We start from the raw sequence: 26,578 nt of genomic DNA on the forward strand, positions 1-26,578 counted from the left end.
TATCGATGTGAGTTTTATTATATAATCTAAATCATTCATTTTACATAACGCAATCAATCCATTATGATGATTATACAAAGTAATTAAATGAATTTCTCATAAAAACGTTAAATTTAAAGGAGAGCATTCAAAGTGGATCATATAGACAAACAAATCCTCTTTTATCTTCAAAGTCAGGCAAGAATTTCAATGACGGAGCTAGGGAAATGCGTGGGTTTGTCCCAACCTGCTGTAACAGAACGAGTTAAACGAATGGAAGAAAAAGGGGTTATCAAGGAGTATCGTACTATCATCTCTCCTGAAAAAATAGGAAAGGATACGGCAGCCTATATATTGTTTCGGACTAGAGATTGCCATGCATTTCTTGATTTTGTCCATACATCTCCACATGTTGCCGAGTGCCACCGTATAAGCGGAGAACACAGTTATTTATTAAAAGTAGTGACCAGCTCGACGCGCACCCTCGAAGAGTTTAGCAACCAGTGTGATAAGTATGGAACCTACACGAGCCTGCTTGTCATGTCGTCACCAATCGATCATAGACTTCTCATTCATTCTCTGGAAGAAGCAAGTGGAGCTGCTCATTTAGAAAAAGATTAAGGATGAAAAAAGACAACCCCGGATATCGATACCCCCGGGATTGTCTTCATCATAAAAATATATAGTTAAGCTGATTAAACGGGCGTTACGTCCTGAATCGCTCCTTCTTCTTTCCGAATTACGTTCTCGCGATAGTTTGATCCCCAATCGTACATCGCTCTCAGTACCGGAATCAGGCTTTCGCCATGCTCAGTCAGTGAGTATTCCACATGCGGAGGGACGACAGGATAGACTTTACGAAGAATGAGTTTATCCTCCTCCAGCTCGCGCAGCTGGTTAGTCAGCATTTTTTGCGTAATGTGGGGGATCAGCTTCTTCAGTTCACCGAACCGCTTGGTGCCTTCCAAGCCGAGATGCCATAAAATAATCAGCTTCCATTTTCCGCCGATGACGGCGAGGGTCAATTCCTTATCACAATTAATCAGCTTCAAATCAATCCGGTCTTTTACAGTAGTGATGTTCATCAACCTCCTGCCCGTAGTTACTCCAAGTATACTGTTTATGACTACTATACGCAAAAGGGGATACATCCATTTTGGAAACTAACCATACTTTTGGATACGGATGGGCTGGTCAGCGGCGCGTAAAGTTATGTGTTGGGAAAGCTACGACGGTTAAGAAGGAATGACGATGGTGTTAAATGATTCCGGCTCCAGCTCGAAATGATGCGTAGCCTCTCCAGCGGACAGATTCAGCACACGCGATTTGTGGAATGGATTGGCAATGACCACTATCGTTTGTCCGTCAGCATTGTGGAAAGCGACGGCATTTCCCGTCCATGATCCACGGAGTCCAGTGCGTCTCGCACCCGGCAATACAAAATGAGAAAAGTGCTTCATCACGTAATATTCCGGGTTCAGGGTACGCTTACGATCTGCCGGGTCAACGGTGATCATCGAATTTTGCTCCCATCCCCATGTGCTCTTGCCTTTCGGCTCCAAAACCATGTTCCAGTAAATATAAGCGTTCACACCATTGGTGAAGTAGTGCTGGTACAGGTTATATACATATTTGGCGTAGTCCCAGGAATTTTCTCCGTTCCCGCACTCATTTTCTGTCTGCATGTAACGAAGCTCGGGATAGCTGGCCACGGTGCGCTGGATAGCGTTTTTGCCTGCCCACTGATAGCCCACGCCTTTAATATATTTGTAGGCCTCCGGGTCACTCAGCACGGTATGGGCATATTCATCGAATCCGGTCGAAGTCTTCTTCATTAATTCTTCCCACGGATCGGGGGCGTTAATGGTACCCAGCCAAATTTCCGTATCTAGTCCGTGTTCCTCGAAGGCAGGGCCTAAATAGTCGCGAATAAATTCGCGAAGCTGTTCACCAGTCCATACACAGGAAGGAAATTTTTGATCGGCAATGACTTCATTTTGAACATGGACCTGATGAATCGTAATGCCTGCCTCACGGTAAGCCTGCACAAATTTGACGAAGTATAATGCATACGCTTTCAAAATATCCTTTTCCCAGCGCAATGTGCCGTAATTGTAAGCCTTGGGCGATTTCATCCATGTCGGCGGGCTCCAGGGTGAAGCGAACAGCTTCAAGTCCGGGTTAAGTTGTAACGCTTCCCGAATGAAAGGAATGAGATACTGCTGATCACGCTCGATGGAAAAATGCTTCATCTCCACGTCGCCATCCATTTCATTATGACTGTACCATTCCAGCGCGTAGTCACTGGCTCCAATAGGGAGTCGGCAAATCGCGAATTTGTGCTCGCCCTCCGGGTGGAAGAGAGAATGAAGCACCTGCTCCCGTTCGTCGCTCTCCAAATGGTTCAAGGCTACATAGCCCAGTTCATTAAAACAGCCGCCAAAGCCTTCGACAAGCTGATACGTTTCCCCCGTAATGGTCAGGTTGGCAGGCTCTTGGGTTTTGCTAGGATGATGAGATCGGGATTGCCAAGCTTTAGCTTTGGAAGTGGAAAACCACTGAATGGTCTGATTGCTCATATATTACCCTCCTGTTAACGCTTTTTGTATCTCTTCTTATTATAGGGTAGGATCATAGGAGATGAGATGGTCTGAGCCAAGACAAATTTGCCCTAATCCAAGGTAGATTCTGCTGATAAGAGGTGCCAAGAACACATAAAGAACACATGTCTTTGGTATGCTGTTGTCCTAGAATGACCGAAAGAGGGAAGTCGATTGAATAAAAGGGTTCTTCTTGTGGAGGATGAAATACGTATCCGTGAAGTCATTGCGGATTATTTTAAGCAGAATAATTGGGAAGTCTATGAAGCGGGCAATGGAAAAGATGCGCTAATCTGGTTTGATTCGGTGCAGCCCGACCTGATCATACTCGATATTATGATGCCGGAGCTGGATGGTTGGGAGGTATGCCGTCAGGTTCGCAGCCGTTCCGGGGTGCCGATCATTTTGCTGACCGCCAAATCCGGTGAAGATGATAAAATATTGGGCTTTGAGCTGGGAGCAGATGACTACGTTACCAAGCCTTTTAGCCCCAAGGTGCTGATCGCCCGCGCGAACGCGCTGATGAAACGGGTTGAGGGCCATGTGTTGCCTGAGTCGCATGTCCTGCGGTTCGGCACGGCCATTCTCAATACGATGGCTCATCGGCTTGAGGTGGATCAGGCGGAAGTCGAGCTGACGCCCAAGGAGTATGAGCTGCTACGGCTGCTTATACATAACAAAGGTATGGTCATTTCACGGGATGCGATACTTAGCCGGGTGTGGGGGATCGACTTTGAAGGAGACACGCGGGTCGTGGATACGCATATCAAAAAGCTGAGAAGCAAGCTGGGCCGTGAATCACGCCATATCCGGACCGTTTTTGGTACAGGCTACAGGTTTGAGGAGGAAGAATGAACAAACGGGGAGTTACCTTTAAGTTGTTCATTATGACCGTTGTATTTTTTCTTTGTTTTTACGGCATGGTGATTTTAAGTCAATTTCTGTTTTTTGAAAATTTTTATCAGCAACAGAAGATTGGTCGTGTAGAAAGCCGTTTGCAAAGCTTCGGTCAAAGTTATGTCAATGAGGCTTGGGGATCGGGCAGGGTTTCGCGAGAGGCAGCTCGCTTTATGCTTCAGAATAAGAACCAGCTGGCGATTGTAACGCCGGACGGCAAAGTCAAGCTGGATGACCCGTTCCATATCAATCTCAGAAAAGCAGACGGACAGATCCTTAAAATATCGTTGTCTCTGTTTATGAACCAGTTCGGAGATGAGCTGAGGGCGGCCCGGATTCAGCCGGGTGACACGTTAACCGTTGAAGGTGAAGTGTTGGAATCCGATGGCATCTCTTCCGCCAATTTCATTTATCCGTCGGGCATTCAAAAGCCTGGCTCCAAACATATAGGAACGACATCGGAAGAGACGAGCAAAGAGGGCAGTGTAAGGTTGTCCGGTACGGTGACAGAAATTGTGCTGCCGGATCTGAAAACCTGGAGCCAGCGGCAAGGACTGCTGTTTAGTGCGCTGGAGGAATGGTTTCCTTTGTCGCAGACCCATTTGGAGAAGCTCAAGAATTTTGAAGTGCTGGAGGAAGAATGGACGGAGCCTTGGACGGGCGTGCGTAATGCGGTCATTGTCCATCCTGTACGACAAAACTCCGGAGAGATCGACCTGCTGTTCACAGTGACATCGTTGCAGGAAATCAGCGAGACGAATGAAGCTCTGCGCTGGTTCTATCTGTACCTGGGCATCGGGGGTTTTGCCCTGATTCTTATTTTGTCCTTGTTCTATTCCCGAATGGTGACCCGTCCGCTCATTGCCTTGAACAATACTGCCAAACGGATGGCTAAGCTCGATTTTACAGCCCATACACCGATTCGGCAAAATGATGAGCTGGGCAGCCTGTCCTACAGCATGTATACCCTGTCCCAGAACCTGGACACCGCTTTGCGCGAGCTTCAGGAGGCTAACCAGCAACTGGTTGAGGACATGGAGCAGAAACAGAGGATGGAGGCTGTGCAGCAGGACTTTTTTGCCAACGCCTCTCATGAGCTGAAGACCCCGCTTAGTATTGTTAAAGGCTTCGCAGAAGGGCTACAGGATGGCGTTAGTGCCGGGAAGCAGGACCACTATATCAAGGTGATTGTGGAGGAAGCGGACAAAATGGAGCGACTGGTCAAGGATATGCTGGACCTCGCCAAGCTGGAATCCGGTACCCTCAAGCTTCGCAAAACGACCTTTATACTGAGCGAGCTGGTGGAGGAAGTCGTGGACAAGCTGTTCCATCTGTTAAAGGAAAAGCATCTGGAAGTGGTCATTATCCCTGCTAATGAGCTGCCGATTCACGCCGATGTCGGATGGCTGGAGCAAGTGATTTTCAACTTCGTCATGAATGCCATCCGGCATGCCGAGGAAGGAAGTTCGATTACGATCCGTATCGAAGGCTCCGGGGAAATCAATACCTTTTCCATTGAAAATAAAGGGGAAACGATTCCCGACGATCAGCTGGAGCAAATTTGGGAACGCTTTTACCGGGCCGAGCTTTCACGCAGCCGTCAGACAGGGGGAACCGGACTGGGACTGTCGATCGTCAAACGGATTTTAGATTTGCACGATTTCCGCTATATGGCGGAGAATACCAAGGATGGCGTTCGTTTTGTCGTCATATTCGGAGGTTAAGCTATGGCAAAGGAGGCAAGCAGTATGAAATGGAATTGGTTGCCCTCACTATGCACGATTGCAAATCTGGGGGCAGGGGTACTATCCCTGTTTTACACGATTCATGAACAATATGCGACCGCTTTTATTCTGATTATGGTGGCTGCCTTGTGGGATGTGCTGGACGGTTTGCTGGCAAGGCTGCTGCATTGCTCCAGTGAATTTGGCAAGCAGCTCGATTCGCTGGCGGATGTAGTCTCATTTGGCGTTGCCCCTGCTTTCTTGACCTTGTTCTACCAACTGGGAGGTACACATTGGATGGGGCCGCTTGTGGCTGTTTTGTTTGTGATATGCGGTGCGGTAAGGCTGGCAAGATTCAATCTGTTGGCTTTTAGTAAAGGCTTCGTAGGCATGCCCATTACGGCTGCGGGTGTGATTTTGTCCTTTATGTTTTTATGGAGTGAGCATTTGCGACCCGAATTATTGCTTGGGCTCATGGTAGTGCTGTCTTTCCTGATGGTTAGCCGTATCCCGTTCCCGTCTTTCAAAAAATAACCGATCAGGAGGTGGCACCCTATGGAATGGGCCATGAGCATGATTCCGGGAGTCAGGCATGCGACAAGCTATTTGTCCGGGATTAGCGCAATGCCTGTTCGAAAATATATGCTGGTGGCAAGCGCAGGCTCTCTCGTATGGACCCTTATTTTTACTTCGATTGGTTATGTTACCGGAGCAAATATACACTTTCAATAAGGTTACACCAAAAGTAATGTAGCATTTTTCATGAATTCCGCCGATAATATAATAAAGAAACTGTACAACCAGTGAGGGGATCTGTAGTGAACGCTTTTATGAAGCATATTGAAAAATTACCTGGTTTTCTGCAAATGATCTTAAATGTTTCGCTGTTTCTGGTCGGGCTGATTTTAAGCTTCTTGCTGCTGAAAGAAACATGGTCCATCTTTTCCTATGTTTTTTTGTATACAGAGGCCGACAAAAATTACTATGAATTCACGGAAGAGTTGCTTGTGTTCTTCTTGTATTTTGAATTCATTGCATTAATAGTTAAGTACTTTAAAACCAATTTTCATTTTCCATTACGTTATTTCATCTATATTGGGATCACGGCCGTCATCAGGCTCATTATTGTAGATCATGATGATGCTAAAAATACATTCTGGTGGTCTATTGCTATCCTAGTCATGGTAGGTTCTCTATTGATCGCTAACAGTAAATTGTTAAAAAGAGAAAGTTGATGCTGGGGAAGATTGCAAGGTTGACAGACAAGTGGGAGAGAGGGAATAAAGACGAATGGTAAGAAACTGGATGAATCATGCGGGCGTCAGGCGGGTAGCCGTCCTTGCGATAATTATTTTGGTGTTGTTTTTGTTAAGAAGCATGATGAATATTATGTTGCTAACACTGCTGCTTACGATCCTGATCGGCAGTATATATAACGGAGTGAATAAGCTGGTCAAGCGGTTCGTCAATGTGCCGTCAATGATCGTGCTGCTACTGGTGTATGGGCTGCTAATTCTGATTATGGTGTGGGGCGTTTACCGAATGGTGCCGCTCATCAGCGTACAGGTCAAGCAGGTGTATCTCATGATTCAGCAAGCGTATATGTACCCTGATCTGAATCAATGGAACGAAACGATCATCGAATTTATGGATACGCTGAATGTCCAGCGGCTGTTTGAGCCGGGCTTGAATGCAGTAATGAAGGTCAGCCAATTGGGAACACAACTGCTGGTTTCGATTATTTTGAGCTTATTCTTCCTGATGGAAAAATCCTATATTACACGCTTTACAGCAACGTTTGTAGATAGCAAGCTGGGCTGGTTTTTCAAGGAAGTGGGCCATTTTGGTCGTATGTTCCTGGACACGTTCGGGAAGGTGCTGGAGGCTCAACTGCTGATTTCACTGATTAACTGTATATTGACTACGATTGCGCTCTGGATTATGGGCTTTCCTAATCTGCTGGGTCTTGCGCTCATCATATTCGTGTTGGGATTGGTCCCGGTAGCAGGTGTGTTTATCTCGCTGGCGCCGCTCGGTCTGATTGCTTTCAGTGTCGGCGGCATTCAATATGTCATTTACCTGGTTATTCTGATTGTAGTTATACATGCGATTGAAGCCTATTTCCTAAATCCGAAGCTGATGTCTTCCAAAACCAATTTACCGATATTCTTTACCTTTGTCGTATTGATTTTCTCTGAACATCTGATTGGAATTTGGGGCTTGATTGTAGGTATTCCGCTGTTTGTTTTCTTCCTCGATCTGATTGGGGTAAAACGCAAGGCAGAGAAGGATACCTAACTCAGCGCCACAGATTCTAACCTTGTATAGTTACGATCCATAAATAACGAATGCCTGCGAAGCCGCAGGCATTTTTTTATGGTCCCTTTATTTACAGGAAGGGTTGCGCTCATCATCAATCAGGAGATGTCCAACGGGACGCTTTGCTATCCTGCGGATAGCGAATACCGTCAGGGTAGCTAATCAGCTCGATGATGGTTCCCCAGGGCGATCTTCCGTACACAAATTGGTTACGTGCCCCTGCCTCAGTGCTGGCCCTCACACATTTTTTAATTTCTTGGTTATCTGTAGTACACTGAGTATAAAAGATATGATCAAGTTGAAAAGAAATGGGATGATATTGGTGGATCAGAAAATCAAGGTATTGGCTATATCGGGGAGCCTTCGTCAAAAGTCCTCCAATACAGCATTATTGAAGGCTACCATCGGGTTAGCGCCGGAGAATATGATGTTCACGATCTATAACGGATTGGGTGAGCTTCCTCATTTTAATTCTGACCTGGATGTAGATGACGGGCCAGCTTCCGTAAAGGAGCTACGGGAACAACTGAAAGAAGCGGATGGGGTATTGATCTGTACGCCGGAATATGGGAATGGTGTTCCAGGTACTTTGAAAAATGCATTGGATTGGATCGTTTCTTCGGGCGAATTTGTAAATAAACCTACAGCAGTTATTAGCGCGTCGCCCTCTCCTATGGGTGGGAATCTGGCACATGCCTCTTTGTTGCTCACATTGCAAATGATCAATGCAGAGATTGTGGAAAAAGGAAAGGTCATTATTCCGCATATCACATTGAAGTTAAATCAGGAAGGTGAAATTACAAACCTTGAAACGAGGCAGGAACTGTTAGCATCGCTTCAGGGGCTTGAGCAAGCCTGTTCGAGACAGGTGTAAAAGCTGTTAAAAGAAAAGCAGCGGCAGTCCGAGATTTTATTTCATCTCCGAAGCTGCTGCTGCCCTTTTAACTGATTTTAAAGTTTGAATTTTAGAAGGTGTCCAATAAGCTCTCATATACCTTTAATCGGGCATATACCGTTTCAAGTACGGGATAGACGGCATTACTGGCAGAAGCCAATGCAAGAAGTGAACCATGCAGGTGACTGGCTTCAATCGGAAGCTTTTTATACATATCACGTTGCATGGATGACATCATCTCTGGTTGTAAGGACTCCATCGTTTTCAGTGTATGAGCTTCCATCTCTGAATCAATCGGCATCCCTGCGTTGCGAGCAAGTGTGACAATCTCATGCAGCAACTTTTCGTATATAGCACGTGACTCTGCCGTGGCAAGTATAGTCCCAACCGGGGCATCCATCAGTGTTGTAATTCCACTCAAGCTGGCAATAAATATATATTTCTGCCAAACTTCACGCTGGATATCCTGACTTCGTGTCACTGTAAAGCCTGCATGATCGAGATGATTAAGCAGTATTTGTGTACGCTCTGATTGCACTCCGTTCCATTCACCGAAGACGATACGGTGGAATGGACTTGTCTGAACGACAGAACCATCATGACCTAGCGTAGTTTCGATATAACAAAATCCGCCCAGCACTTTTTCCGGACCGAATTGCTTGCGTAAAGAGTCAAAATGTTCGTAACCGTTAAGTAACGGAAGAATCATGGTATGATCACCGATATAGGGCTCAAGATCGAATTGCAATTGGGGCAGATGATACGCTTTGACCGAAATGATAATACAGTCGAACGGACCGGCAGCTTCGCCATATGTAATAGCGTGGATTGGCGTCTGGAAATCCCCATGAACACTTTTAACAATCAGACCGTTCTCTTTCAACTGAGATTTTTTGGAAGGACGTACGAAGAAGGTCACGTCTTCTCCTTTTTGAACAAGACGTCCCCCGAAGTAGCCTCCAATGGCCCCTGCACCTACAATCAAAAATCGCATCATATGGTCCCTGCCTTTACCTTTGTATTCCCGTACAACTGCTCTACGACGTTCTCATCTGCCTTGAAAACATGCTCTTCGCCCGGAAAAGAACGATCCTTCACTTCTTCGACATATTGCCCGATGCTGTTGCGGATCAGAGTACCTATATCCGAATACGTTTTTACGAACTTTTTCTCACGATAAGGAGAGGAGTATTGCAGCATGTCATGGTAGACTAAAACCTGGCCATCACAGTATCTCCCGGCACCGATACCAATAACCGGAATAGATATCTCCTTGGTAATGGTCTCCGCTACTTCCTCTGTCACTAGTTCCAGCACGATGGCAAAAGCCCCCGCTTGCTCCAGTGCCCGGGCATCATTTAGAAGGCGCTCAGCGCCATGTGAGTTTTTACCTTGAATGAAGTAGCCGCCGATTTGATGCACAGACTGTGGTGTAAGTCCAATATGCCCCAGGAGCGGAACGCCGGATTGAACAATTCGCTTCACGGTGTCGCAAATCTCCATTCCCCCTTCTAGTTTCACGGCATGGGCATGTCCCTCTTGCATGAGCCTGCGTACATTAGTAAGGGCTTCCTCACTACTCCCGTGGTACGTCATAAATGGCATATCCGCGACAATAAAGGTATGTTCTGCTCCGCGCACGACCGACCGTGTATGATAGACCATATCGTCCATAGTGACGGGCAGTGTCGAATTATAATTAGATAGCACATTACCTACGGAATCACCAACAAGGATGATATCGATCCCGGCTTCCTCAGCCAAACGAGCAGATGGATAGTCATACGCCGTGATCATACTTATAGGTAAACCTGCTTGTTTCATTTTCTTCAATTGCAAAATATTAAGTGCTTTCGAGGTTGCCATGGTTACATTCAAATCCTTTCCTGCCTTGTATTTTAGATCACAAAAAAAACCTTTCAGCACATCGCTGAAAAGGTCCGAAAGGCAAAAAAAGAGTCAATTTGCGACCGTTCTTTTGTCTCGGTCCTTGCGGGTCAGAGCAAAATCCAACGAGTTCACCTCCATAGGCTCACACATCTACATATTGAATTACACTAAACCAGAGTACCGTTCGATTTTTTCGATACAGCCTCTCACGGAAGTATACCAAAATATAGGGTTCTTGCATAACATTAAATCTTTAGGAACCGCACGAGCTCACGGACCTGTCCACAGGGAGCCTTTGCTCAAGGTGACTACAGAGTCCTTTTGGCACAGATACCTTAATGTAGCATGGACGTGATGTATTTGAAGAGCATGAAGGTGATATAATAGGGCACAAATAGATTCATAGGGCGATGACTAGAGTAGAGGAGAGAAGGCTAATGTACGAGCAAATTGTAACGTATGGTCTGAGCAAAAAAGAGGCTGCTAAGGATTATCCATTTGGTGCCGATCCGCTGGTACTGAAAGTAGGGGGCAAGATGTTTGCTCTCCTGACCGAAAAGGACGGCGTTAGCCACGTATCTCTGAAATGTGATCCGGTCATTGCGGAAAACCTGCGTGAGCAAAACAAGGCGATTAAGCCGGGATATCATTTAAGTAAAAAGCATTGGAACACGGTAACGGTCGATTCTACCTTCCCATTAGAGGATTTGTATAGCATGATCGACCATTCGTATGAGCTGGTCTTCAAGAGCTTAACCAAAGCGCAACGTGAAGCGATTACGATGAGAATACGGGCAGCTGATCTGTGAAAGGTGTGTTTGACGATGATTCCATTAGAATTTGTATGATGCTAATGGTACTAGAACATTGTTAAAACCCTTCTCATACGCAATACAAAGTTAAGGACATACTTACTTAACATATTTATAGTTTTACTTGACAGAAACCACAAATTGATATATTCTTAATTTAAAGATAGTTAATTTGAAAATAATATCAAGGAGTGGAACTGAACATGAGCGAACTTGTGAATATTATTCAAGAGAGAAGATCAGCTTCTAAATTTATTCCTGATGTTACAATAGATGCAAAAGAACTGGAAGAGATATTCCAGATAGTGAAGTTTGCTCCATCGGCTTTTAATTTACAGCATGCGCATTATATCGTGGTACAGGATACAGATATGAAACAAAGACTGCATGACGAGGCAAGTAAGCAGTATAAAATATTAACGTCTTCGGCCGCAATTGTGGTGCTCGGGGATACAGAGGCTTATACAAAAGTAGCTGAATATAATGAAGGCTTTCTGAATCTGGGCATCCTGAGCAAACAGGAATATGACAGTACGGTGGAATCGGTAACCCAGTTCTATCGCGAGCGTGGACCTGTCTTCCAAAGAGAAGAAGCGATCCGCAATGCCAGCCTGTCTGCCATGCAGTTCATGTTGATTGCCAAGGACAAAGGCTGGGACACTTGCCCGATGATCGGTTTTGACCCGGAGAAGGTACAGGAAGTATTGAATATTCCGGAAAATTTCGTGCCTGTGATGCTGATTACCTTGGGTAAAGAAGATGTATCAGGTCAGCGTGGGCGTGGATACCGCAAGCCGGTGGGCCAATTTGTCAGCTACAACGCATTTTGAATTTTATAATATATGAGACTATCCAAAGGAGTGATTGAACATGTCATTGAAAACCGCAGGGATTCACCATATTACGTCCTTTGCAGCAGACCCGCAGGGCAATGTTGATTTTTACGCAGGCGTGCTTGGGTTGAGATTGATTAAAAAGACGATTAATTTTGATGCTCCTGAAGTATATCATTTGTATTTTGGCAATGAAGGAGGCAGCCCGGGAACGATCATTACCTTTTTTCCGGCTCCGGGTACACGCAAGGGCAAGCTCGGAGGCGGGCAGGTAGGAATTACAACGTATGTAGTGCCGCCGGGTACCCTGGATTATTGGGAAAATCGCCTGCACAGCTTGAAGGTATCCTTCACAAAATCAGCTCGTTTCGGCGAATCATTTATTCAGTTTCAGGATAATGAAGGCTTGCGTCTGGAGCTGGTGGAGCGGGAAGAAGGCCCGACCAACACGTGGACGGCAGGCGGCGTACCAGCGGATAAAGCGATCAAGGGCTTTGGCGGCGCAGTGCTGTTCAGTGCTAATTCCAAGCATACGCAAGGTGTGCTGGAGAACGTTCTGGGTATGACTCCCATTGGTGAAGATGTGGGTTACATCCGTTATCAGGCGACTGGAGATTTGGGCAACCTGATCGACATTCCAGTAAAAGATGTGCCGTGGGGTAACGGCGGCGCGGGTACAGTTCACCATATCGCCTGGCGTGCGCAGGATGATGCAGAACATCAGGTGTGGGACGAAACGGTTCGCCAGCATGGCTTTGGGACAAGCGGCATTGTGGATCGGCAATACTTCAATGCTGTATACTTCCGGGAGCAAGGTGGTATTTTGTTCGAGATTGCGACCGATCCACCCGGCTTTACCGTGGATGAGGAGCTGAACGAATTGGGGCACAAGCTGATGCTGCCAGAGTGGTTTGAGCCTCAGCGTTCCGTGATTGAGTCTAATCTGGTTCCCATTGAAGTTAGAGTATTGAAGCAGGATTAACAAAAGGTCCAATTGCGGGGTGCTTCTACCGCAATTGGACCTTTTGTTTTGGACTTTTTTCAGTGACATCTTGCTTTATGACATCTGTATGGGGTTATCCCTCAATGTAGGTTTTGTTCAGCCGTACTAACAGCTCCCCGAATTTTTCCTGCTCCTCATATGTCCAGCTCTCCAGCATTTCGCAATACCGGGCTACTCTCATTTTCTTGTCTTTCAGCAACAGTTTCTTACCCAGCTCCGAGATTTCAAATAGGCTGACGCGCCCGTCCGAAGGGTCGGATAGACGGCGAATCAGTCCCTTGGTTTCCAATGCGGCCGTTTGTCTGCTGACGGTAGAAATATCGAGCAGAAACATATCTGCGAGCGTTTTTACACGAGTGGGGCCATACTCCATGAGCTGCCTCAATAGCAGATACGTGGCGCGCTCCAAAGTGCCGATTTTGTGCTCAGACTGATCAATGTATACTGCGCGGCGTATAAATGTTGTTAACTCATACTCAATAAGCTCCACTGCTTTATTCCTGTGAGAATCATGAAGAGGATGGTTCATTATAAGTTCCTCCTTAATGTGGTGGTTCATCAGAATGTTGGAATAGTTATAATTTTAAATAAATGATTGATATGAAATTTTATAGTTGTACAATACAAATAAATATGGTTGCATCGAACAAGTAATTATGGATTATCTAAATTCTTATATAAATAAGGTTTTTTGGGGAGCTTCAACAACAAGAACATTTACGAACCCACGTTGTTAATGTACAGCATCATTCAAATTAATCCACTATACTCAACTATGCAAGGTCCGTGGAATGTACCATTTCACGGACTCTGGTTATGGTTTGAATATTGAAAAATATCCCCAGTCATTTCAGGTTGGAGGGATTGTGAAGAAAGAGGGACGGTCATTACTGGCCGGGTGGTTTGTCTGATCACAAAAAATAACCTGCACGACCGTATGAACCACATGGCGATGTGCAGGTTTATTTTTGATCTTGAAAGAAACATGAGAACATAGAATCCTTTCAGCGCCAGGCCGTATGATCCAGAAGTCTCTTCTATGAAAAATAACGCTGCCTAGATCATTAACAGCTCACGAATCTCCAGCTCAGTCAGTGCCGAAAGGGTTTCTTGTCCAGGCTGGATGACCTGGTCGATGAGATTTTTCTTTTTTTGCTGTAATTCATACATCTTGTCCTCTACCGTACCTTGCGCGACGAGACGAATCACCTGCACGACTTTTTTCTGGCCCATCCGGTGGGCGCGATTGGCAGCCTGCTCCTCTACAGCGGGATTCCACCACAGATCATACAAAATGACGGTATCTGCTCCGGTGAGATTCAGGCCGGTTCCTCCTGCTTTCAGAGAAATCAGGAACAGATCGCGTTCTCCTTCATTAAAACGGCTGCACAGCTCTACACGTTCCAAAGCAGGAGTCTGCCCGTCCAGATAAAAGTAGGGCACTCCTTCCTGAGCAAGCTCACGTCCGATCAATTGAAGCATCGTCGTGAATTGTGAAAAGATGAGCATCCGCTTGCCTGAACTAAGGCATTCCGTAACGATCTCAAGCAACTGCTCAAACTTGGCTGAGCTTCCGGTGTAGCCCTCGATGAACAAGCCCGGATGACAGCAGAGCTGGCGAAGCCGGGTCAGACCCGCAAGGATCTTGATCCTGTTTTTCTGGAAGCCTTCCTCATTCAGATGCTTTAATGTCTCATGCTGGAGCTTGGCCAGATAGGCCGTATACAGCTTCTTCTGATCCGGCAGGAGCCGCGACACCTGAACGGATTCGATTTTTTCCGGCAGCTCCTTCAGAACGTCGCTCTTGAGGCGGCGCAGCAGAAATGGACGTACCCGCTTGGCGATCACATCCCGGGTGAGATTGTGAAATGCTCTTTTTCCACCGGGAAATAGCTCGGGAAATACAACATCGAAGATGGACCATAGCTCTTCCAGTGTATTTTCCACCGGCGTTCCAGTAAGGGCAAAACGATAACGGGCTTTTACATCCTTCACACTCTGTGCCGTTTGGGTGGCATGGTTCTTGAATGCCTGCGCCTCGTCCAGAATCAGCGTGTGGAACGATAGCTTGCCGTACAAGTCCGTATCCCGACGCAGCAGAGGATAGGAGGTGATGATGACATCATACTGGGCAGCATCCCTGATGATTCGACTGCGCTCATCCGCGTTACCGTCTGCAATAGCGACGCGGATATGCGGTGCAAATTTCTCCAGCTCATTTCGCCAGTTGTACACCAGTGACGCAGGGGACACGATCATGGCTGGAAGCTGCTGATTGCGGACTTCCGGCAACACAGAGACGAGGAAGGCGATACTTTGCAGCGTTTTGCCCAGTCCCATATCATCAGCCAAAATGCCCCCGAAACGGTAATGCGCCAACGTCTTGAGCCATTGAAAGCCATAGACCTGATAATCCCTCAGGATCGGAGTGAGTGTATCGGGTACTGGAAAGTCGAGATGATCGGGATTGCGTATATTCTCCAGCAGTTGGCGAAACGTTTTGCCCAGCGTCAGGTTCTTCCCTTGATCGTGGGGATCTATTAAATACAGTCCTTGCGTAACGGGTATGCGAATTTGTGCGGCATCCAGGTCGCTTTTGCGAATTCCCGTTTCGTTCATGAACCGGATCAGTTCCTTGTATTCCTCTGTTTCCAGCGGTAGCAAAGCGCCATTCGGCAAGCGGTGATATCTTTGCTTTTCCTCCAGTGATTTCAGCAGCTTGCGGATTTCCAACTCCGGAATGCCCTCGATATCAAATGTAAACTCAAGCCAATCGGTACGTTCGTCTAGCTCTACTCGTACCTTCGGGGTGGGCAGGGTGTTGTTTATTTTCGATTTAACGGCACCTGTCGCATACACCTGTACCAGCTTTTCCAGCTGTGGCAGGGTATGATACAGAAAATCATATTCCGCATCCTCATCTTCCATAACATATCCACTGTCTGTCTTGGCGAAGGAGCTATGCTCCATCAGATCCAAAATCTGTTGTTCCTGCTCCCCGTCCCGTATCAGAATACGCTCGTTGTCAGGCTTCCGCTCGTCGGTTTCCAGCGGGTTCACGATGATCTCCCCGTATTGGAACTCAAGTCCTGCCAGCAGCTTGTCTCTTACCCGATCCAGATATAGCTTCGCCTTCAATGGTTGCTGTGTCACCCGCTCAGAGACAGATCGTGTCATATGGACACGTCCGAGCTTCGTCAACCCGGGGACGACCTTGTCCATAAAAGACTCCATCTGTTCCGGTGCAATCTGAATTTTTCGCTTGTGGTGGACCTCCACCATCCGTTTTAGCTCGGACAGACGTCGCAGCGGATCGTCCTTCTGCTTTACGAGCTTGCCATCGGCAATGACGATGCCGTAGTCCTCCATAATGGTGAGATCAGTCAGTCCCTGAATGCTTAGCTGGTAGCCTTCGGTTTCAGTCTCGGCCTTATCGAAATCAAATTGCAGCGGCAGCATGTTGTCCGACTGAGGAATACCCTCGGTTGTGTTTCCGTGAATCTCAAACTGGACGCCCTGTGCTGCTGCCAGCAAGGGGAGCAGCTTTTCCCAGGCCGCAGGTGGAATGAGCAGCATCCGTTCTCCACTCATATGGCTGCCAGAGGACGAATACGTACCCGAGGTTTCCCGGATCATCCGCTCATTGCGGCGAACCTGAACCAACTGCTGGAGAATGGCATCATGTTCAAGCCGAAATCGGTATAACTGAGGCTCGTATGAAAAGTTTCTCGTAAACATGTAGCTGTCGCCATGATCAATGCTGTCGAGAAACGGACGGATTTTCTGGACGATATACAATCGTTTGGGTCCGGCTTTCATCTCTATGCCAAACATGTACTTCTGATAACCGTAGGCAAAGGGCCGAATCACAAACTGAAAATCCAGAACAGCGCGGGTATCCAGCAGGGTAGGGGTGCTGCGTAGCGGCTTCTTGCTGCTGAATAGCTTTAGCATACTGTCGGTCAGTTGGAGGTCACTTTGCGTGATGCCAGAGAATCGTGTGGTCTGGGCGTAATCATACTGAGCATCGGTAGTGGTATAGATTCCGTCTGCTTCAGTTCCTTCTACTGAATCCGGGGTCATGCCGGAATGGAGTCTGGAAGCATAAGAACGCACAGACAGGCTTTTTCCGTGCAGCATTTCATGGGCGTTAATGAGAACAGCGGCAATATGCTTACAATACTGTCCGGTGGTCTGAAATGTGTTACAGGTGCATTCCGCGCGGATACGGCCGTTGGGGCGGATCATAGCGGCAACGGCATAAAAGCGACTGCCTTTGACCGTAGCCTCATACACACCATCATCATGATCTATTTGCGTAAAGGCCACTCTTTTGGCCCGATAATAGGCGTCCCCGTCGTCATAAGCGGCTTGACTGCATAGCTGTCTAATGACCCGTCGGGTAAGTTCAAAGCTCATGGTTCGCAATCCTTTCCTGAGTCATTCCGTTTTCTTTTATGATAACAGAACAGGCGTGATCGTGGACACATGCGGATGGTTATTGAAATATATGGATAATATTATGCGAGAAATGAAACTAATCAACTATACGGGTGGAAATACTTTTCCATTTTATTGCTATAGGATGAAATGAGTTCTATGTCTAAAAGCTTATTGAATGAACAGGGGAACTAACGATACAATTTATGGGAAGAGAAAGAGTTTGGTGGATATAGATCAAGATGACTTCGTTGTGGAAAAGGTGATTAAAATTAGCTGTGGCAGATTTGTAAAGGGAATAATGTTGGGTGTAGTCCTCATTTTTATACTGGCAGGATGCCAAAAGGTAAATAAAGATGAAGATGCTGAATTGATCAGTAAAGTGAAAGCTACGGCTGTTCAATATTTAAAGGAGAAATACAAACTTGACGTTGAAGTTACGTATGCGAAAAAAATGCCAACCTATGTAAACAGTGAAATTAGCCTAAGGGGTCATGTTATTGACCATGAAAAACAAGAGTTTTCTATTTCTGTAGATTATACTAATCAAAAAGTCTCTGGTCTTGGTATAAATTCTGAATTAGAAAAAGTCCTTATCGAAAATGGAACCTATACGAATATAAATTTATGAGACAAGTAATTTTACCTTAGCTTCAAGTTACGAGCAAATATAATGGGACACATCGGGAATTATTATTGAAAAATATGGATGATTTTATTGACGAGCTAAAACTATTCAGCTAAGAACGTGGATTTTCTACATCCTTTTGATGCTGTGGACTTAATCATGTCTTAAGCCTAAAGGCGTATTGTTTGTTTCCGTAGAGAAAAGGTACAATTCACAAAAGGGATTTTATGGATATAAGATGAGACGTTGTGCATATGAAAGGGATGATTAGAATCGGCTACCGATATCTAAAAGGGATGATGGTGTTGATAGCTCTAATTTTAATACTCGGAGGATGTCAAAAGGTGAATACAGATGAAGATGCTGAACTGATCAGTAAAGCCAAGGCTACGGCAATTAAGCATATGAAAGATAAATATGGTCTTGATGTAGAAATTACCTATGAACATAAGTTACCAACATATGTAGCTTATTCAATAAACTTTAAAGGAAATGTAAAGGGACAGAAAGGACAGACTTTTGATATTTCTGTTGATTATAAAACTCAGAAAACTTCGGATTTCATAATTAGTTCTGAACTAGAGAAGGTTCTATACAAAGAAGGGATACGACATGAGCTAAAGGAGATCAACGTTGTAACGATGGACAAAAGTGAATTATTATTGAAGAATATGGATAATTTTATTGATGAACTGGAACTATTCAGCTAAGTACGTAGATTTTATAAATTACTTTGATGCTGTGGGCTTAATCATGTCTTAAGCCTAAAGGCGTATTGTTTGTTTCCATAGAGAAAAGGTACAATTCATAAAAGGGATTTTGTGGATATAAGATAGGACGTTGTGCATATGAAAGGGATGATTAGAATCGGCCACCGATATCTAAAAGGAATGATGGTGTTGATAGCTCTAATTTTAATATTGGGAGGATGCCAAAAGGTGAATAAAGATGAAGATGCTGAACTCATTAGTAAAGCGAAGGCTACGGCAATTGAACATATGAAAGACAAATATGGTCTCGATGTAGAAATCACTTATGCGAAAAAAATGCCGGCTTATGTAGTATTTAAAGTGAATTTTAAGGGCAATGTTGTGGGCCATGAGGAACAGACCTTTGGAATTTCCGTAGATTATAAAACACAGGAAACTTCCAATTTTATGATAAGTCCTGAACTAAAGAAGGTCTTATCAGGAAAAAGTGAAGGAAATAAATAGCTGTATTCTTTAATACGAGAAAGGGGACTACTTTCAATGGCTGTTACACCTCTTGTTGATGACGAGACCTATAGAATAATGTCCGAATTGTCTTATGATGAATGGGAATCAGATACAGACGTAGATGAACTCCCTGGCTGGAGGGTACTGGATTCTGTTAATCGTGAAGACTCAGGATTAGCGGCCACTACATTCTATAACGAAGAAACGAAACAGGCTGTCATTGCCTATCGTGGGACGGAAACGGATGATCCACAGGATTTGTATAACGATGCGACCCTCGCACTTCCTGAAATTAACCGAAAAGTTCATGGTAGTTTAAATATTCATTCGGATGCTTACAACGAGAATATGAAGAAAATGGACGACGAGTTAGGGTTCACGGCGTTCAACAACTGGATGGGGGAAAAAGAAAAGAGTGTAGATAAGGCTTTGTTCGGTAGCTCAAACCAGTTCTATCAGGCAGAGGACTATGCGAAGGATTTACAAAGCAAATACAAGAACTATAACTTCTCGCTAACTGGACATTCGCTGGGAGGAGGAAATGCACAATATGCAGCAGCTTACACGGGGTTGAGTGCTGTTACATTCAGTGCGCCTTCGGTTATTTCCAGCTTGACGCCAGAATACAGGGATAAAGCAGAAAAAGGCGAATTTGACCATCAAATTACGAATTTCCTTCATCCAGGTGATATGATAGCCAGCTTTATTGGGGGAGGATACGATCTTCACGTAGGATCTTCTTACCATATCAACAGTAATTATCAAACGGCTAATGACGGCATAGGGTTAAAAGAGCAAATTGACAACACGTTGGGCGGACCTTACTATCACTCCCTTGAGTATTATAAGTTTGATGAGAATGGTTATGTATCTAATCCGCTGTACGATCCCGTAACAGGCGAACGTATCACGGAATCTCCGCGCATTCCATCTGACTTCAACCTGATGGATACGGTGGACGGCTGGATACATCAATTAGGACAGACCTTAACTCAATTTCAAAAGGCAGCGCTGGTAACGGCAGCTACATCTGCTTCTGCGGGTACGATTCAGGTCATGCCGGAGCATTTACTCGCTGTAGCCGAAAAATGGAAGGCGAACGCGCAACAATGCGATGCAGATTTTCAGCGTGTCAGTGTAAGACTTTCCCGCTACATGCATACAAGTCAAAGCCGCCGATTACAGCCGATTGTAACGCAGCTTGATTCCTCAATGACAGAATTTAGCCAATGGTATTTGCAACATACGAATGAATTTCTGTATTACCTTCAGCACAAGATAGAGCAATTTATTCAAGCTGACAGCGGCTCGTAACAAGGTACTGATAATGTTTATATATTTTATGGTCAGTAGGATACATAGGAGGCGGACAGTGATTTGAACGGACAAATACGGGTCGAACTGGAAGAGTTATTACTTGCGGAAAAAGAGCTGACATGGCTGCTCGCTCAGCTTCGCACAGATGAACAAGCGGCGCGCGTGTTGTATGGTCATCTGCATGAATGGAGAGGGCATTCGGCTAATGTGATCAGGGACCAGATCGAAGCTTTTTTTGCCGGGTTAGCGAACAGAATTCGTATCTTGGAGCAGCAAAAGGCAGAGTTAATTCAGTACGTTGAATTGATGAAGCGGACGGATGCTGTACACTAATTGAAGCAAGGAAGTTTTTACAAGCTGTACAGAGCAGGATACAATGGAGGTGTAGAGAAAGGAGGCGGACGCTTTTGCAAAAAGAAGATAAAAAGGCTAATTCCAAATCCGGCTCATCCAAATGGTATCTAGGCAGTGCGGCGGCGCTGCTTCTTTTGAAAGGGAAGTCGTTGCTGGCTCTTTTGAAATTCGGTAAATTCGGCGGTGTGCTGATATCTATGGCGATAACGATTGGCACATATGCGATCATTTACCCGTGGGGATTTGCGGTCGGATTCGTGTTGCTATTGTTTGTGCATGAACTAGGGCATGTATGGGCTGCCAAGCGCAAAGGACTTCCGGTGTCGGCACCGTTGTTCATCCCTTTTCTGGGTGCGCTGATTACGATGAAACGGCATCCGTTGGATGCGCAAACAGAGGCGTATGTGGCGATGGGCGGCCCGTTACTGGGCACGGTTGGTGCTATGGTGGTATACGCAGGAGCCTATGCAACAGACAGTCCCCTGTTGTATGCGCTGGCGTATGTCGGCTTTTTCCTGAACCTGATCAACCTACTGCCGATTCATCCGCTCGACGGAGGACGGATTTCCACGGCAGTGACGCGTTGGCTGTGGCTGGTGGGCCTATTGGGTGGAATTGTAGTAGTAGTATATTTAAAATCCTTTTTATTTTTCTTGATATGGGCGTTTTTTGCCTACGATTTGTACAAAAAATATGTGAAACGCAATAAAGGAGAGGTCAAGGTCCAATCTCTATTGCTAAAGCCGCTGGTTAACGTACAGCATCTTTATGAGCAAGGATACCCACTGCCCGGACCGGAGCATACTCGTAGACTATCCTTTAATACCTACTCGGATCTGGAAGGGCAGCAATATGTGACGGTGTATATGGAAAGTCTTGATGTGGAGCAGACGCTTTTGCTGCCACAGCAGTGTCTTGTCCAGCATGTATGGCTGAATGGCGTGGAGCATATCCCGACACCGGATGCGTATCAGCTTAAATTGTTGTGTGAGATGGATTACATTCCGTTTGAAAATGATAAATATTACGAAGTACCCACGTCATCACGCTGGAAATTTGGGATCGGTTATTTGGGGCTGGCCTTGTTTTTGATGGGAATGATGTATGTGGTACACCAGCATATAGGGGATGTAAGGCTGTGAGATCTTGAGGTGTAAAAAGGCGCGGTATCTGATATTTTCAGACCGCGCCTTTTTTTGATTTTTTTGGAGAAAGGATGTATTTTTTATTTTTTAAAATCAGACGCTTCTATAGGTAGCTTTCCCTTTAGTAGGAACCATTTGTGATTTTTGTAATTTTGAATTATTCCAACATCAAAAATGATTGAATTTACATTGTTTTTCGAAAGGATGTCTCGAGAAATATCAGCCTCTAACGTATACTTAACGAAGTTATCGTCTATCTTTTGATGAGAGAACTTTAAATCAGACGCATACTTTCTAATGTGAGACGGAAGCAGATATTCTATTTTGGAGTTGTTATCTTGAGGAAGTATGATATCTACCAGCAAGTGTCCGTTTTTGAATTTCAAATGAAAATTCTTAATTTCAAGAATTTGTTTTTCAAAATCATTTAAATTTTCCTCCTTGAATTTTTCGAAATAGTATTGACCAGGATTTAATCGTACAATTTTCCCATCTTCAAGAAGGACCTCAATGGCATTAAATTCAGGAATGAAATTGATATTTGCAGTCAATTCATTTTCATTGATCATAGTTATTTTGACATTATCTAATACAACTTCATTATTTAATAATAAAGATGCCTTTTTAATGTTTAGGCCTTCTATTCTGTAGGGGAAACTGATTTTAATTTTTTGAGGACTATCATCATGAGAATTGAAAATAAAATAACTATTCTCACGTACATGTACTTGTCGTATATATTCCAATTGAGTGTTTCTAGTTTCCTCCGATTTATCTATAGCTTTTTCTTGGCTATTGTTTGTACATCCAAATAAAAAAATAGAATTAGTCAGCAGCAACATGATGATTAGAATAAAACGTAGTCTCAATATGTAGTCACCTCTTTTGTAATTGGTAAACCCTCCTCATATCGAGGAGGGTTATGTAATCGGATTATTTTAAATTAGCTTGGATTATCATAGAGCCAGTATTCTACACCGCCGTTGTTATCATAACTTGAAGCAGTGTATTTGGTATCGCCAAACCATCCCTTATAATGTCGTAAGCTCTTGAACAATTAAGAGCTTACGACATTTTTTAGAACATTTTATTCTGTAAATCTTTTAAGAAAACTTTTGTACTCCAACTGTAATTAGGTTAATCCTGCTCAGTAACTGGACTCAGCATTTGGCGGTACTTAAGCGGACTGGTGCCGGTCCAGCGCTTGAACTGTCTGCTGAAATGCGCCAAGCTGGAGTAGCCGAGCAGGGAAGCTATCTTGTTCAGCGGCAGATTGGGCTGCTGAATCAGCACCTTCGCCTCGTGCAGCTTCGTCTCCGACAGGTAGTGTCGCGGCGAATAGCCGTATACCTTGCGGAATACCTCCTGTGCGTATCCGGGACTGATCCCGAGGGAGGCTGCCACATCCTCAATACGGAACGTCGGCTCGGCAGATTCATCATCCCGATAAGGCTTGAACCTTGATTGAATGGCCTCCATAATGGCCTTGGCATACTGAACGGATGAGGGCGAAAACGTAGGCTCCATCCCGGTAGATATCATTTGCGAGAATATTCCGAACAGCTCAAACAAGGCAATTTGCATGCGAAAACGATCCGCTGTCGTATATTCTCCGTTCTCCTGCATCATGCCAATCCAGCTGTGCACGACCTTTTGCAACTTCATGTTCGTTTCAGTACCCGCCGGGAAAAAGAGCTGATTGCTCTTAATCATCTCCTGACGGAACAACGGATCATCCACATTAAAATGAGTACTGAAATAATACATCCCGTCTGGGGAAGCGCATTGGCTCACATGCTTGAATCCCGGCGGAATGATCAGAATATCCCCGACACCAACCGAATACACGTTATTTTCCATGATCGTCTCCTGACGACCCTCCAAAATCAGTACAATTTCAAAACCGATATGTGACTCTTCCGGCATACACCAGTCTGCTTTGACCCGGTGAATATGAGCGCCAAAAAATTTCACATTCCAGTCAATAATAGGAAGCCAATGGCAATTTTCGAATAGAGCTGGATCAACTTCAGGATTCAATATCATGAGATCACCTTCGATTAGGGCAAATTTTACACCGCTTAGACAATCCCATTTTACCTAACATTCAACTATAATAAAAGAGCGTTTACAAATGCTCTAATATAAGCTTTTACACAAAAGAAAGCGCTTATATAAATATAACATTACAAAATAAACAGCTTCTGTTCTACCTGATGTCATTTATGATGCTGTTCATGACCAATCTGCAAGGGATTGTTGTCAGCTAGTGGAAGCACAACAGCCACGGCATTTAAAAATAACGATATATAAGCTGAACACGAAAAAGTCACATGGAAAACGGAGTAGGCGGAATGGTGCTGTTATGCATTCATTCAGAAAATCTGGGGGCAACAGACACCCCTACTACGAACATATTGGAGGACGACCTGATGAAAAAGCTGATGTACGGCGTTGCTTATTATGATGAATATATGCCTTATGACCGTCTGGACCAAGATATTCAAATGATGAAGGATACGGGCATCAACGTGGTACGGATTGCCGAATCCACTTGGAGTACGCATGAACCGCAAAACGGAGTGTTTGATTTCACCTCCGTGGATCGGGTGCTGGACGCCATGCATAAGGCGGGCATTGAGGTCATTGTAGGCACGCCCACCTATGCCGTACCCACATGGCTGGTCAAGGAGCATCCTGATGTATTGGCGACAACACCACAGGGACCGGGTAAATACGGGGCGCGTCAGATTATGGACATTACGAACCCGGTGTACCTGTTTCATGCCGAGCGAATTATACGCAAGCTGATTGGGCGGGTGAGTCAGCATCCGGCGGTCATCGGTTTTCAAACGGACAATGAAACGAAGCATTACAACACAAGCGGGCCGAATGTGCAATTGCAATTCGTTAAGCATATGCGTGAGCAATTTGAATCGCTGGAAGAGCTGAACCGCAAATTTGGCCTTGATTACTGGAGCAATCGGATCAATAGCTGGGAGGACTTTCCTTCGGTGGTCGGGACGATTAATGGAAGCCTGGGCGCAGCATTTTCCCAATTCCAGCGCAAGCTGGTCACGGATTTCCTCGCCTGGCAGGTTGCGCTCGTGAATGAATACAAGCGGGAAGACCAGTTTGTTACACAAAACTTTGATTTTGAGTGGAGAGGCTATTCCTTCGGTATTCAGCCGGATGTGGATCATTTTGTGGCATCCCAAGCATTTGATGTGACGGGGGTGGATATTTACCATCCAACACAGGATGATTTGACCGGGATTGAAATTTCCTTCGGCGGTGATGTGGCGCGCTCCACGAAGAATAATAATTATCTGGTGCTGGAAACGGAAGCACAGGCTTTTACTCATTGGGTTCCTTATCCGGGGCAATTGCGGCTGCAAGCGTTCAGTCATCTGGCTTCCGGGGCCAATATGGTGGCCTACTGGCATTGGCATTCCATCCATAATTCCTTAGAAACCTACTGGAAGGGTCTGCTGAGTCATGATTTTGAACCCAATCCTGTCTATGAGGAAGCACAGACGATTGGGAAGGATTTTGCAAGATTATCCCCCCATCTGGTGAACCTGAAAAAGAAAAATAAGACAGCGATTCTGGTCAGCAATGAAGCGTTGACATCAATTAACTGGTTCAAATTTAATATGAACAGTCCGCTGAATTACAATGACATTGTACGCCGCTTGTATGACGAGCTGTATAAGCTGAATATCGGTATGGATATTGTTCATCCGGGTACGGAATCGTTTGACGACTATAATCTCTTGATCGTACCCGTTCTCTACTCTGCACCGAATGCGTTACTGGAAAAGCTGAACCGTTATGTGGAAAACGGCGGTCATGTGGTATACACGTTCCGAAGTGGGTTTACCGATGAGCATGTGCAGGTGAGAACCTCCCGGCAGCCGGGCGTGATTAGCGAGGCTTGCGGCATTCATTACAGCCTGTTCGTGGAGCCGAAGAAAGTAACGCTTAAAGATAATCCTTTTGAGGTGGCACCGGAGGATAATCAGGTGGATACGTGGATGGAGCTGATTACACCGACAACTGCCGAGGTGTTAGCTTATTACGACCATCCACACTGGGGTAAATATGCCGCAATTACGCAAAACCGCTATGGTCAGGGAACGGCGACCTATATCGGCTGTGTCGTAAGCCCGGCAGTCATTCGTGAGCTATTCCGTTCTGTCGCGAAGCAGGCGGGAGTGTGGGGAGTGGACCAGGAAGCGTCGTATCCGATCATTGTTAAATCCGGTACAAACGAGCTGGGACGGACGGTTCGATATTATTTTAACTATTCCGAACAAGCAGGCTCAGTTATGTATCCGCATGGAGACGGCAAGGAGCTGATTGGGGAGCAGACAGTTACTCAAGGACAAACGCTTCTATTAGAGCCTTGGAGTGTTATAATTATCGAAGAAGCGTAAATGATGAGTAATGAGCGAAATTGACTATGAATGAAATCATATATGTGTCCAGCCGGGAATACCCGGAAAATGAGCGCCCCTGCGTA

At 45.3% G+C, this 26,578-nt stretch carries 27 protein-coding genes; 18 read left to right on the top strand and 9 right to left on the bottom strand.

Annotation, left to right across the window (positions count from 1 at the left end; all coding sequences use genetic code 11):
• Positions 1–132: 132 nt before the first annotated feature.
• Positions 133–600, top strand: coding sequence for an Lrp/AsnC family transcriptional regulator (locus tag AC0WRU_RS03620; protein ID WP_476127253.1), 468 nt, complete (start codon positions 133–135; stop codon positions 598–600).
• 74 nt (positions 601–674) lie between these two features.
• On the opposite strand, the gene AC0WRU_RS03625 is transcribed toward AC0WRU_RS03620, so the two are convergent.
• Positions 675–1,064, bottom strand: coding sequence for a winged helix-turn-helix transcriptional regulator (locus tag AC0WRU_RS03625; protein ID WP_476127254.1), 390 nt, complete (start codon positions 1,062–1,064; stop codon positions 675–677).
• Positions 1,065–1,214: 150 nt separating this feature from the next.
• The gene (locus AC0WRU_RS03630; protein WP_476127255.1) at positions 1,215–2,558 is read right to left on the bottom strand and encodes a glycoside hydrolase family 30 protein; all 1,344 of its coding nucleotides are present in this window, start codon (positions 2,556–2,558) and stop codon (positions 1,215–1,217) included.
• 195 nt (positions 2,559–2,753) lie between these two features.
• Here AC0WRU_RS03630 and AC0WRU_RS03635 point away from each other — a divergent pair, with 195 nt between their 5' ends.
• From AC0WRU_RS03635 to AC0WRU_RS03660, 6 genes are all read left to right on the top strand, one after another.
• Entirely contained in the window at positions 2,754–3,434 is a 681-nt protein-coding gene (locus AC0WRU_RS03635) for a response regulator transcription factor (protein WP_025684347.1), read from the top strand.
• The gene (locus AC0WRU_RS03640; protein ID WP_476127256.1) at positions 3,431–5,200 is read left to right on the top strand and encodes a sensor histidine kinase; all 1,770 of its coding nucleotides are present in this window, start codon (positions 3,431–3,433) and stop codon (positions 5,198–5,200) included. Before AC0WRU_RS03635 ends, AC0WRU_RS03640 begins: the two co-directional genes overlap by 4 nt.
• A gap of 24 nt (positions 5,201–5,224) precedes the next feature.
• Positions 5,225–5,734 (top strand): CDP-diacylglycerol--serine O-phosphatidyltransferase, encoded by a 510-nt coding sequence (gene pssA, locus AC0WRU_RS03645; protein WP_476127257.1) that lies wholly within the window; start codon positions 5,225–5,227, stop codon positions 5,732–5,734.
• A 21-nt stretch (positions 5,735–5,755) separates the two neighbouring features.
• Positions 5,756–5,932 (top strand): DedA family protein, encoded by a 177-nt coding sequence (locus AC0WRU_RS03650; RefSeq protein WP_476127258.1) that lies wholly within the window; start codon positions 5,756–5,758, stop codon positions 5,930–5,932.
• Between the two features lie 86 nt (positions 5,933–6,018).
• The gene (psiE, locus tag AC0WRU_RS03655) at positions 6,019–6,435 is read left to right on the top strand and encodes a phosphate-starvation-inducible protein PsiE (RefSeq protein WP_476127259.1); all 417 of its coding nucleotides are present in this window, start codon (positions 6,019–6,021) and stop codon (positions 6,433–6,435) included.
• Positions 6,436–6,490: 55 nt separating this feature from the next.
• On the top strand, positions 6,491–7,498 hold the full coding sequence (locus AC0WRU_RS03660; protein ID WP_476127260.1) for an AI-2E family transporter: 1,008 nt from the start codon (positions 6,491–6,493) through the stop codon (positions 7,496–7,498).
• 115 nt (positions 7,499–7,613) lie between these two features.
• Here AC0WRU_RS03660 and AC0WRU_RS03665 read toward each other — a convergent pair whose 3' ends face one another.
• Positions 7,614–7,760, bottom strand: coding sequence for a hypothetical protein (locus AC0WRU_RS03665; protein WP_476127261.1), 147 nt, complete (start codon positions 7,758–7,760; stop codon positions 7,614–7,616).
• 72 nt (positions 7,761–7,832) lie between these two features.
• Here AC0WRU_RS03665 and AC0WRU_RS03670 point away from each other — a divergent pair, with 72 nt between their 5' ends.
• On the top strand, positions 7,833–8,393 hold the full coding sequence (locus AC0WRU_RS03670; protein WP_476128553.1) for an NADPH-dependent FMN reductase: 561 nt from the start codon (positions 7,833–7,835) through the stop codon (positions 8,391–8,393).
• Positions 8,394–8,484: 91 nt separating this feature from the next.
• Here the strand turns inward: AC0WRU_RS03670 and AC0WRU_RS03675 are convergent, their stop codons facing one another.
• Both AC0WRU_RS03675 and panB read right to left on the bottom strand, forming a co-directional pair.
• Positions 8,485–9,408 carry a ketopantoate reductase family protein gene (locus AC0WRU_RS03675; protein WP_476128554.1) on the bottom strand — a complete coding sequence of 308 codons (924 nt, stop codon included), beginning with the start codon at positions 9,406–9,408 and terminating at the stop codon, positions 8,485–8,487.
• Entirely contained in the window at positions 9,408–10,280 is an 873-nt protein-coding gene (gene panB, locus AC0WRU_RS03680; RefSeq protein ID WP_476127262.1) for a 3-methyl-2-oxobutanoate hydroxymethyltransferase, read from the bottom strand. The genes AC0WRU_RS03675 and panB overlap by 1 nt, the downstream gene beginning before the upstream one ends.
• Positions 10,281–10,741: 461 nt before the next feature.
• Between panB and AC0WRU_RS03685 the strand changes: the two genes are divergently transcribed.
• The 3 genes from AC0WRU_RS03685 (at position 10,742) to AC0WRU_RS03695 (ending at position 12,931) form a co-directional block, all read left to right on the top strand.
• Positions 10,742–11,113, top strand: a complete 372-nt coding sequence (locus AC0WRU_RS03685; RefSeq protein WP_476127264.1) for an MmcQ/YjbR family DNA-binding protein — start codon at positions 10,742–10,744, stop codon at positions 11,111–11,113.
• Between the two features lie 206 nt (positions 11,114–11,319).
• Positions 11,320–11,946 (top strand): nitroreductase family protein, encoded by a 627-nt coding sequence (locus AC0WRU_RS03690; protein ID WP_476127265.1) that lies wholly within the window; start codon positions 11,320–11,322, stop codon positions 11,944–11,946.
• A gap of 40 nt (positions 11,947–11,986) precedes the next feature.
• A complete protein-coding gene (locus AC0WRU_RS03695; protein ID WP_476127266.1) occupies positions 11,987–12,931 on the top strand; it encodes a ring-cleaving dioxygenase in 945 nt (314 codons plus the stop codon).
• A gap of 94 nt (positions 12,932–13,025) precedes the next feature.
• Here the strand turns inward: AC0WRU_RS03695 and AC0WRU_RS03700 are convergent, their stop codons facing one another.
• Together AC0WRU_RS03700 and AC0WRU_RS03705 are read right to left on the bottom strand one after the other, a co-directional pair.
• Positions 13,026–13,481 carry a MarR family winged helix-turn-helix transcriptional regulator gene (locus AC0WRU_RS03700; protein WP_476127267.1) on the bottom strand — a complete coding sequence of 152 codons (456 nt, stop codon included), beginning with the start codon at positions 13,479–13,481 and terminating at the stop codon, positions 13,026–13,028.
• Positions 13,482–14,008: 527 nt separating this feature from the next.
• A complete protein-coding gene (locus AC0WRU_RS03705; protein WP_476127269.1) occupies positions 14,009–17,371 on the bottom strand; it encodes a DEAD/DEAH box helicase in 3,363 nt (1,120 codons plus the stop codon).
• A 247-nt stretch (positions 17,372–17,618) separates the two neighbouring features.
• Here AC0WRU_RS03705 and AC0WRU_RS03710 point away from each other — a divergent pair, with 247 nt between their 5' ends.
• The 6 genes from AC0WRU_RS03710 to AC0WRU_RS03735 all read left to right on the top strand — a co-directional run bounded on the left by AC0WRU_RS03710 (position 17,619) and on the right by AC0WRU_RS03735 (position 22,050).
• Positions 17,619–18,023 (top strand): hypothetical protein, encoded by a 405-nt coding sequence (locus AC0WRU_RS03710; RefSeq protein ID WP_476127270.1) that lies wholly within the window; start codon positions 17,619–17,621, stop codon positions 18,021–18,023.
• 341 nt (positions 18,024–18,364) lie between these two features.
• Positions 18,365–18,730, top strand: coding sequence for a hypothetical protein (locus AC0WRU_RS03715; RefSeq protein ID WP_476127271.1), 366 nt, complete (start codon positions 18,365–18,367; stop codon positions 18,728–18,730).
• A 228-nt stretch (positions 18,731–18,958) separates the two neighbouring features.
• Complete coding sequence (locus AC0WRU_RS03720) at positions 18,959–19,234, top strand: hypothetical protein (protein ID WP_476127273.1); 276 nt, start codon at positions 18,959–18,961, stop codon at positions 19,232–19,234.
• A 36-nt stretch (positions 19,235–19,270) separates the two neighbouring features.
• On the top strand, positions 19,271–20,551 hold the full coding sequence (locus tag AC0WRU_RS03725) for a Tle-like phospholipase domain-containing protein (RefSeq protein WP_476127274.1): 1,281 nt from the start codon (positions 19,271–19,273) through the stop codon (positions 20,549–20,551).
• A 63-nt stretch (positions 20,552–20,614) separates the two neighbouring features.
• A complete protein-coding gene (locus tag AC0WRU_RS03730; RefSeq protein WP_476127275.1) occupies positions 20,615–20,887 on the top strand; it encodes a hypothetical protein in 273 nt (90 codons plus the stop codon).
• A 74-nt stretch (positions 20,888–20,961) separates the two neighbouring features.
• Positions 20,962–22,050, top strand: a complete 1,089-nt coding sequence (locus AC0WRU_RS03735) for a site-2 protease family protein (RefSeq protein WP_476127276.1) — start codon at positions 20,962–20,964, stop codon at positions 22,048–22,050.
• An 83-nt stretch (positions 22,051–22,133) separates the two neighbouring features.
• Here AC0WRU_RS03735 and AC0WRU_RS03740 read toward each other — a convergent pair whose 3' ends face one another.
• Complete coding sequence (locus AC0WRU_RS03740; RefSeq protein WP_476127277.1) at positions 22,134–22,922, bottom strand: hypothetical protein; 789 nt, start codon at positions 22,920–22,922, stop codon at positions 22,134–22,136.
• A 268-nt stretch (positions 22,923–23,190) separates the two neighbouring features.
• Positions 23,191–24,099 carry an AraC family transcriptional regulator gene (locus AC0WRU_RS03745; protein ID WP_476127278.1) on the bottom strand — a complete coding sequence of 303 codons (909 nt, stop codon included), beginning with the start codon at positions 24,097–24,099 and terminating at the stop codon, positions 23,191–23,193.
• Positions 24,100–24,485: 386 nt separating this feature from the next.
• On the opposite strand from AC0WRU_RS03745, the gene AC0WRU_RS03750 reads away from it, so the two are divergent.
• Positions 24,486–26,492 carry a beta-galactosidase gene (locus tag AC0WRU_RS03750; protein WP_476128556.1) on the top strand — a complete coding sequence of 669 codons (2,007 nt, stop codon included), beginning with the start codon at positions 24,486–24,488 and terminating at the stop codon, positions 26,490–26,492.
• Positions 26,493–26,578 lie beyond the last annotated feature (86 nt).

The sequence above is a fragment of the Paenibacillus sp. 1-8 genome, from assembly GCF_056316205.1.

Excerpts from the sequence above, each read along its gene's own strand:
- AC0WRU_RS03625 (WP_476127254.1), bottom strand. The coding sequence starts at position 1,064 with ATGAACATCACTACTGTAAAAGACCGGATTGATTTGAAGCTGATTAAT.
- AC0WRU_RS03630 (WP_476127255.1), bottom strand. The coding sequence starts at position 2,558 with ATGAGCAATCAGACCATTCAGTGGTTTTCCACTTCCAAAGCTAAAGCT.
- AC0WRU_RS03640 (WP_476127256.1), top strand. The coding sequence starts at position 3,431 with ATGAACAAACGGGGAGTTACCTTTAAGTTGTTCATTATGACCGTTGTA.
- pssA (WP_476127257.1), top strand. The coding sequence starts at position 5,225 with ATGAAATGGAATTGGTTGCCCTCACTATGCACGATTGCAAATCTGGGG.
- AC0WRU_RS03650 (WP_476127258.1), top strand. The coding sequence starts at position 5,756 with ATGGAATGGGCCATGAGCATGATTCCGGGAGTCAGGCATGCGACAAGC.
- AC0WRU_RS03660 (WP_476127260.1), top strand. The coding sequence starts at position 6,491 with ATGGTAAGAAACTGGATGAATCATGCGGGCGTCAGGCGGGTAGCCGTC.
- AC0WRU_RS03670 (WP_476128553.1), top strand. The coding sequence starts at position 7,833 with ATGATATTGGTGGATCAGAAAATCAAGGTATTGGCTATATCGGGGAGC.
- AC0WRU_RS03675 (WP_476128554.1), bottom strand. The coding sequence starts at position 9,408 with ATGCGATTTTTGATTGTAGGTGCAGGGGCCATTGGAGGCTACTTCGGG.
- panB (WP_476127262.1), bottom strand. The coding sequence starts at position 10,280 with ATGGCAACCTCGAAAGCACTTAATATTTTGCAATTGAAGAAAATGAAA.
- AC0WRU_RS03685 (WP_476127264.1), top strand. The coding sequence starts at position 10,742 with ATGTACGAGCAAATTGTAACGTATGGTCTGAGCAAAAAAGAGGCTGCT.
- AC0WRU_RS03690 (WP_476127265.1), top strand. The coding sequence starts at position 11,320 with ATGAGCGAACTTGTGAATATTATTCAAGAGAGAAGATCAGCTTCTAAA.
- AC0WRU_RS03695 (WP_476127266.1), top strand. The coding sequence starts at position 11,987 with ATGTCATTGAAAACCGCAGGGATTCACCATATTACGTCCTTTGCAGCA.
- AC0WRU_RS03700 (WP_476127267.1), bottom strand. The coding sequence starts at position 13,481 with ATGAACCATCCTCTTCATGATTCTCACAGGAATAAAGCAGTGGAGCTT.
- AC0WRU_RS03705 (WP_476127269.1), bottom strand. The coding sequence starts at position 17,371 with ATGAGCTTTGAACTTACCCGACGGGTCATTAGACAGCTATGCAGTCAA.
- AC0WRU_RS03725 (WP_476127274.1), top strand. The coding sequence starts at position 19,271 with ATGGCTGTTACACCTCTTGTTGATGACGAGACCTATAGAATAATGTCC.
- AC0WRU_RS03745 (WP_476127278.1), bottom strand. The coding sequence starts at position 24,099 with ATGATATTGAATCCTGAAGTTGATCCAGCTCTATTCGAAAATTGCCAT.
- AC0WRU_RS03750 (WP_476128556.1), top strand. The coding sequence starts at position 24,486 with ATGAAAAAGCTGATGTACGGCGTTGCTTATTATGATGAATATATGCCT.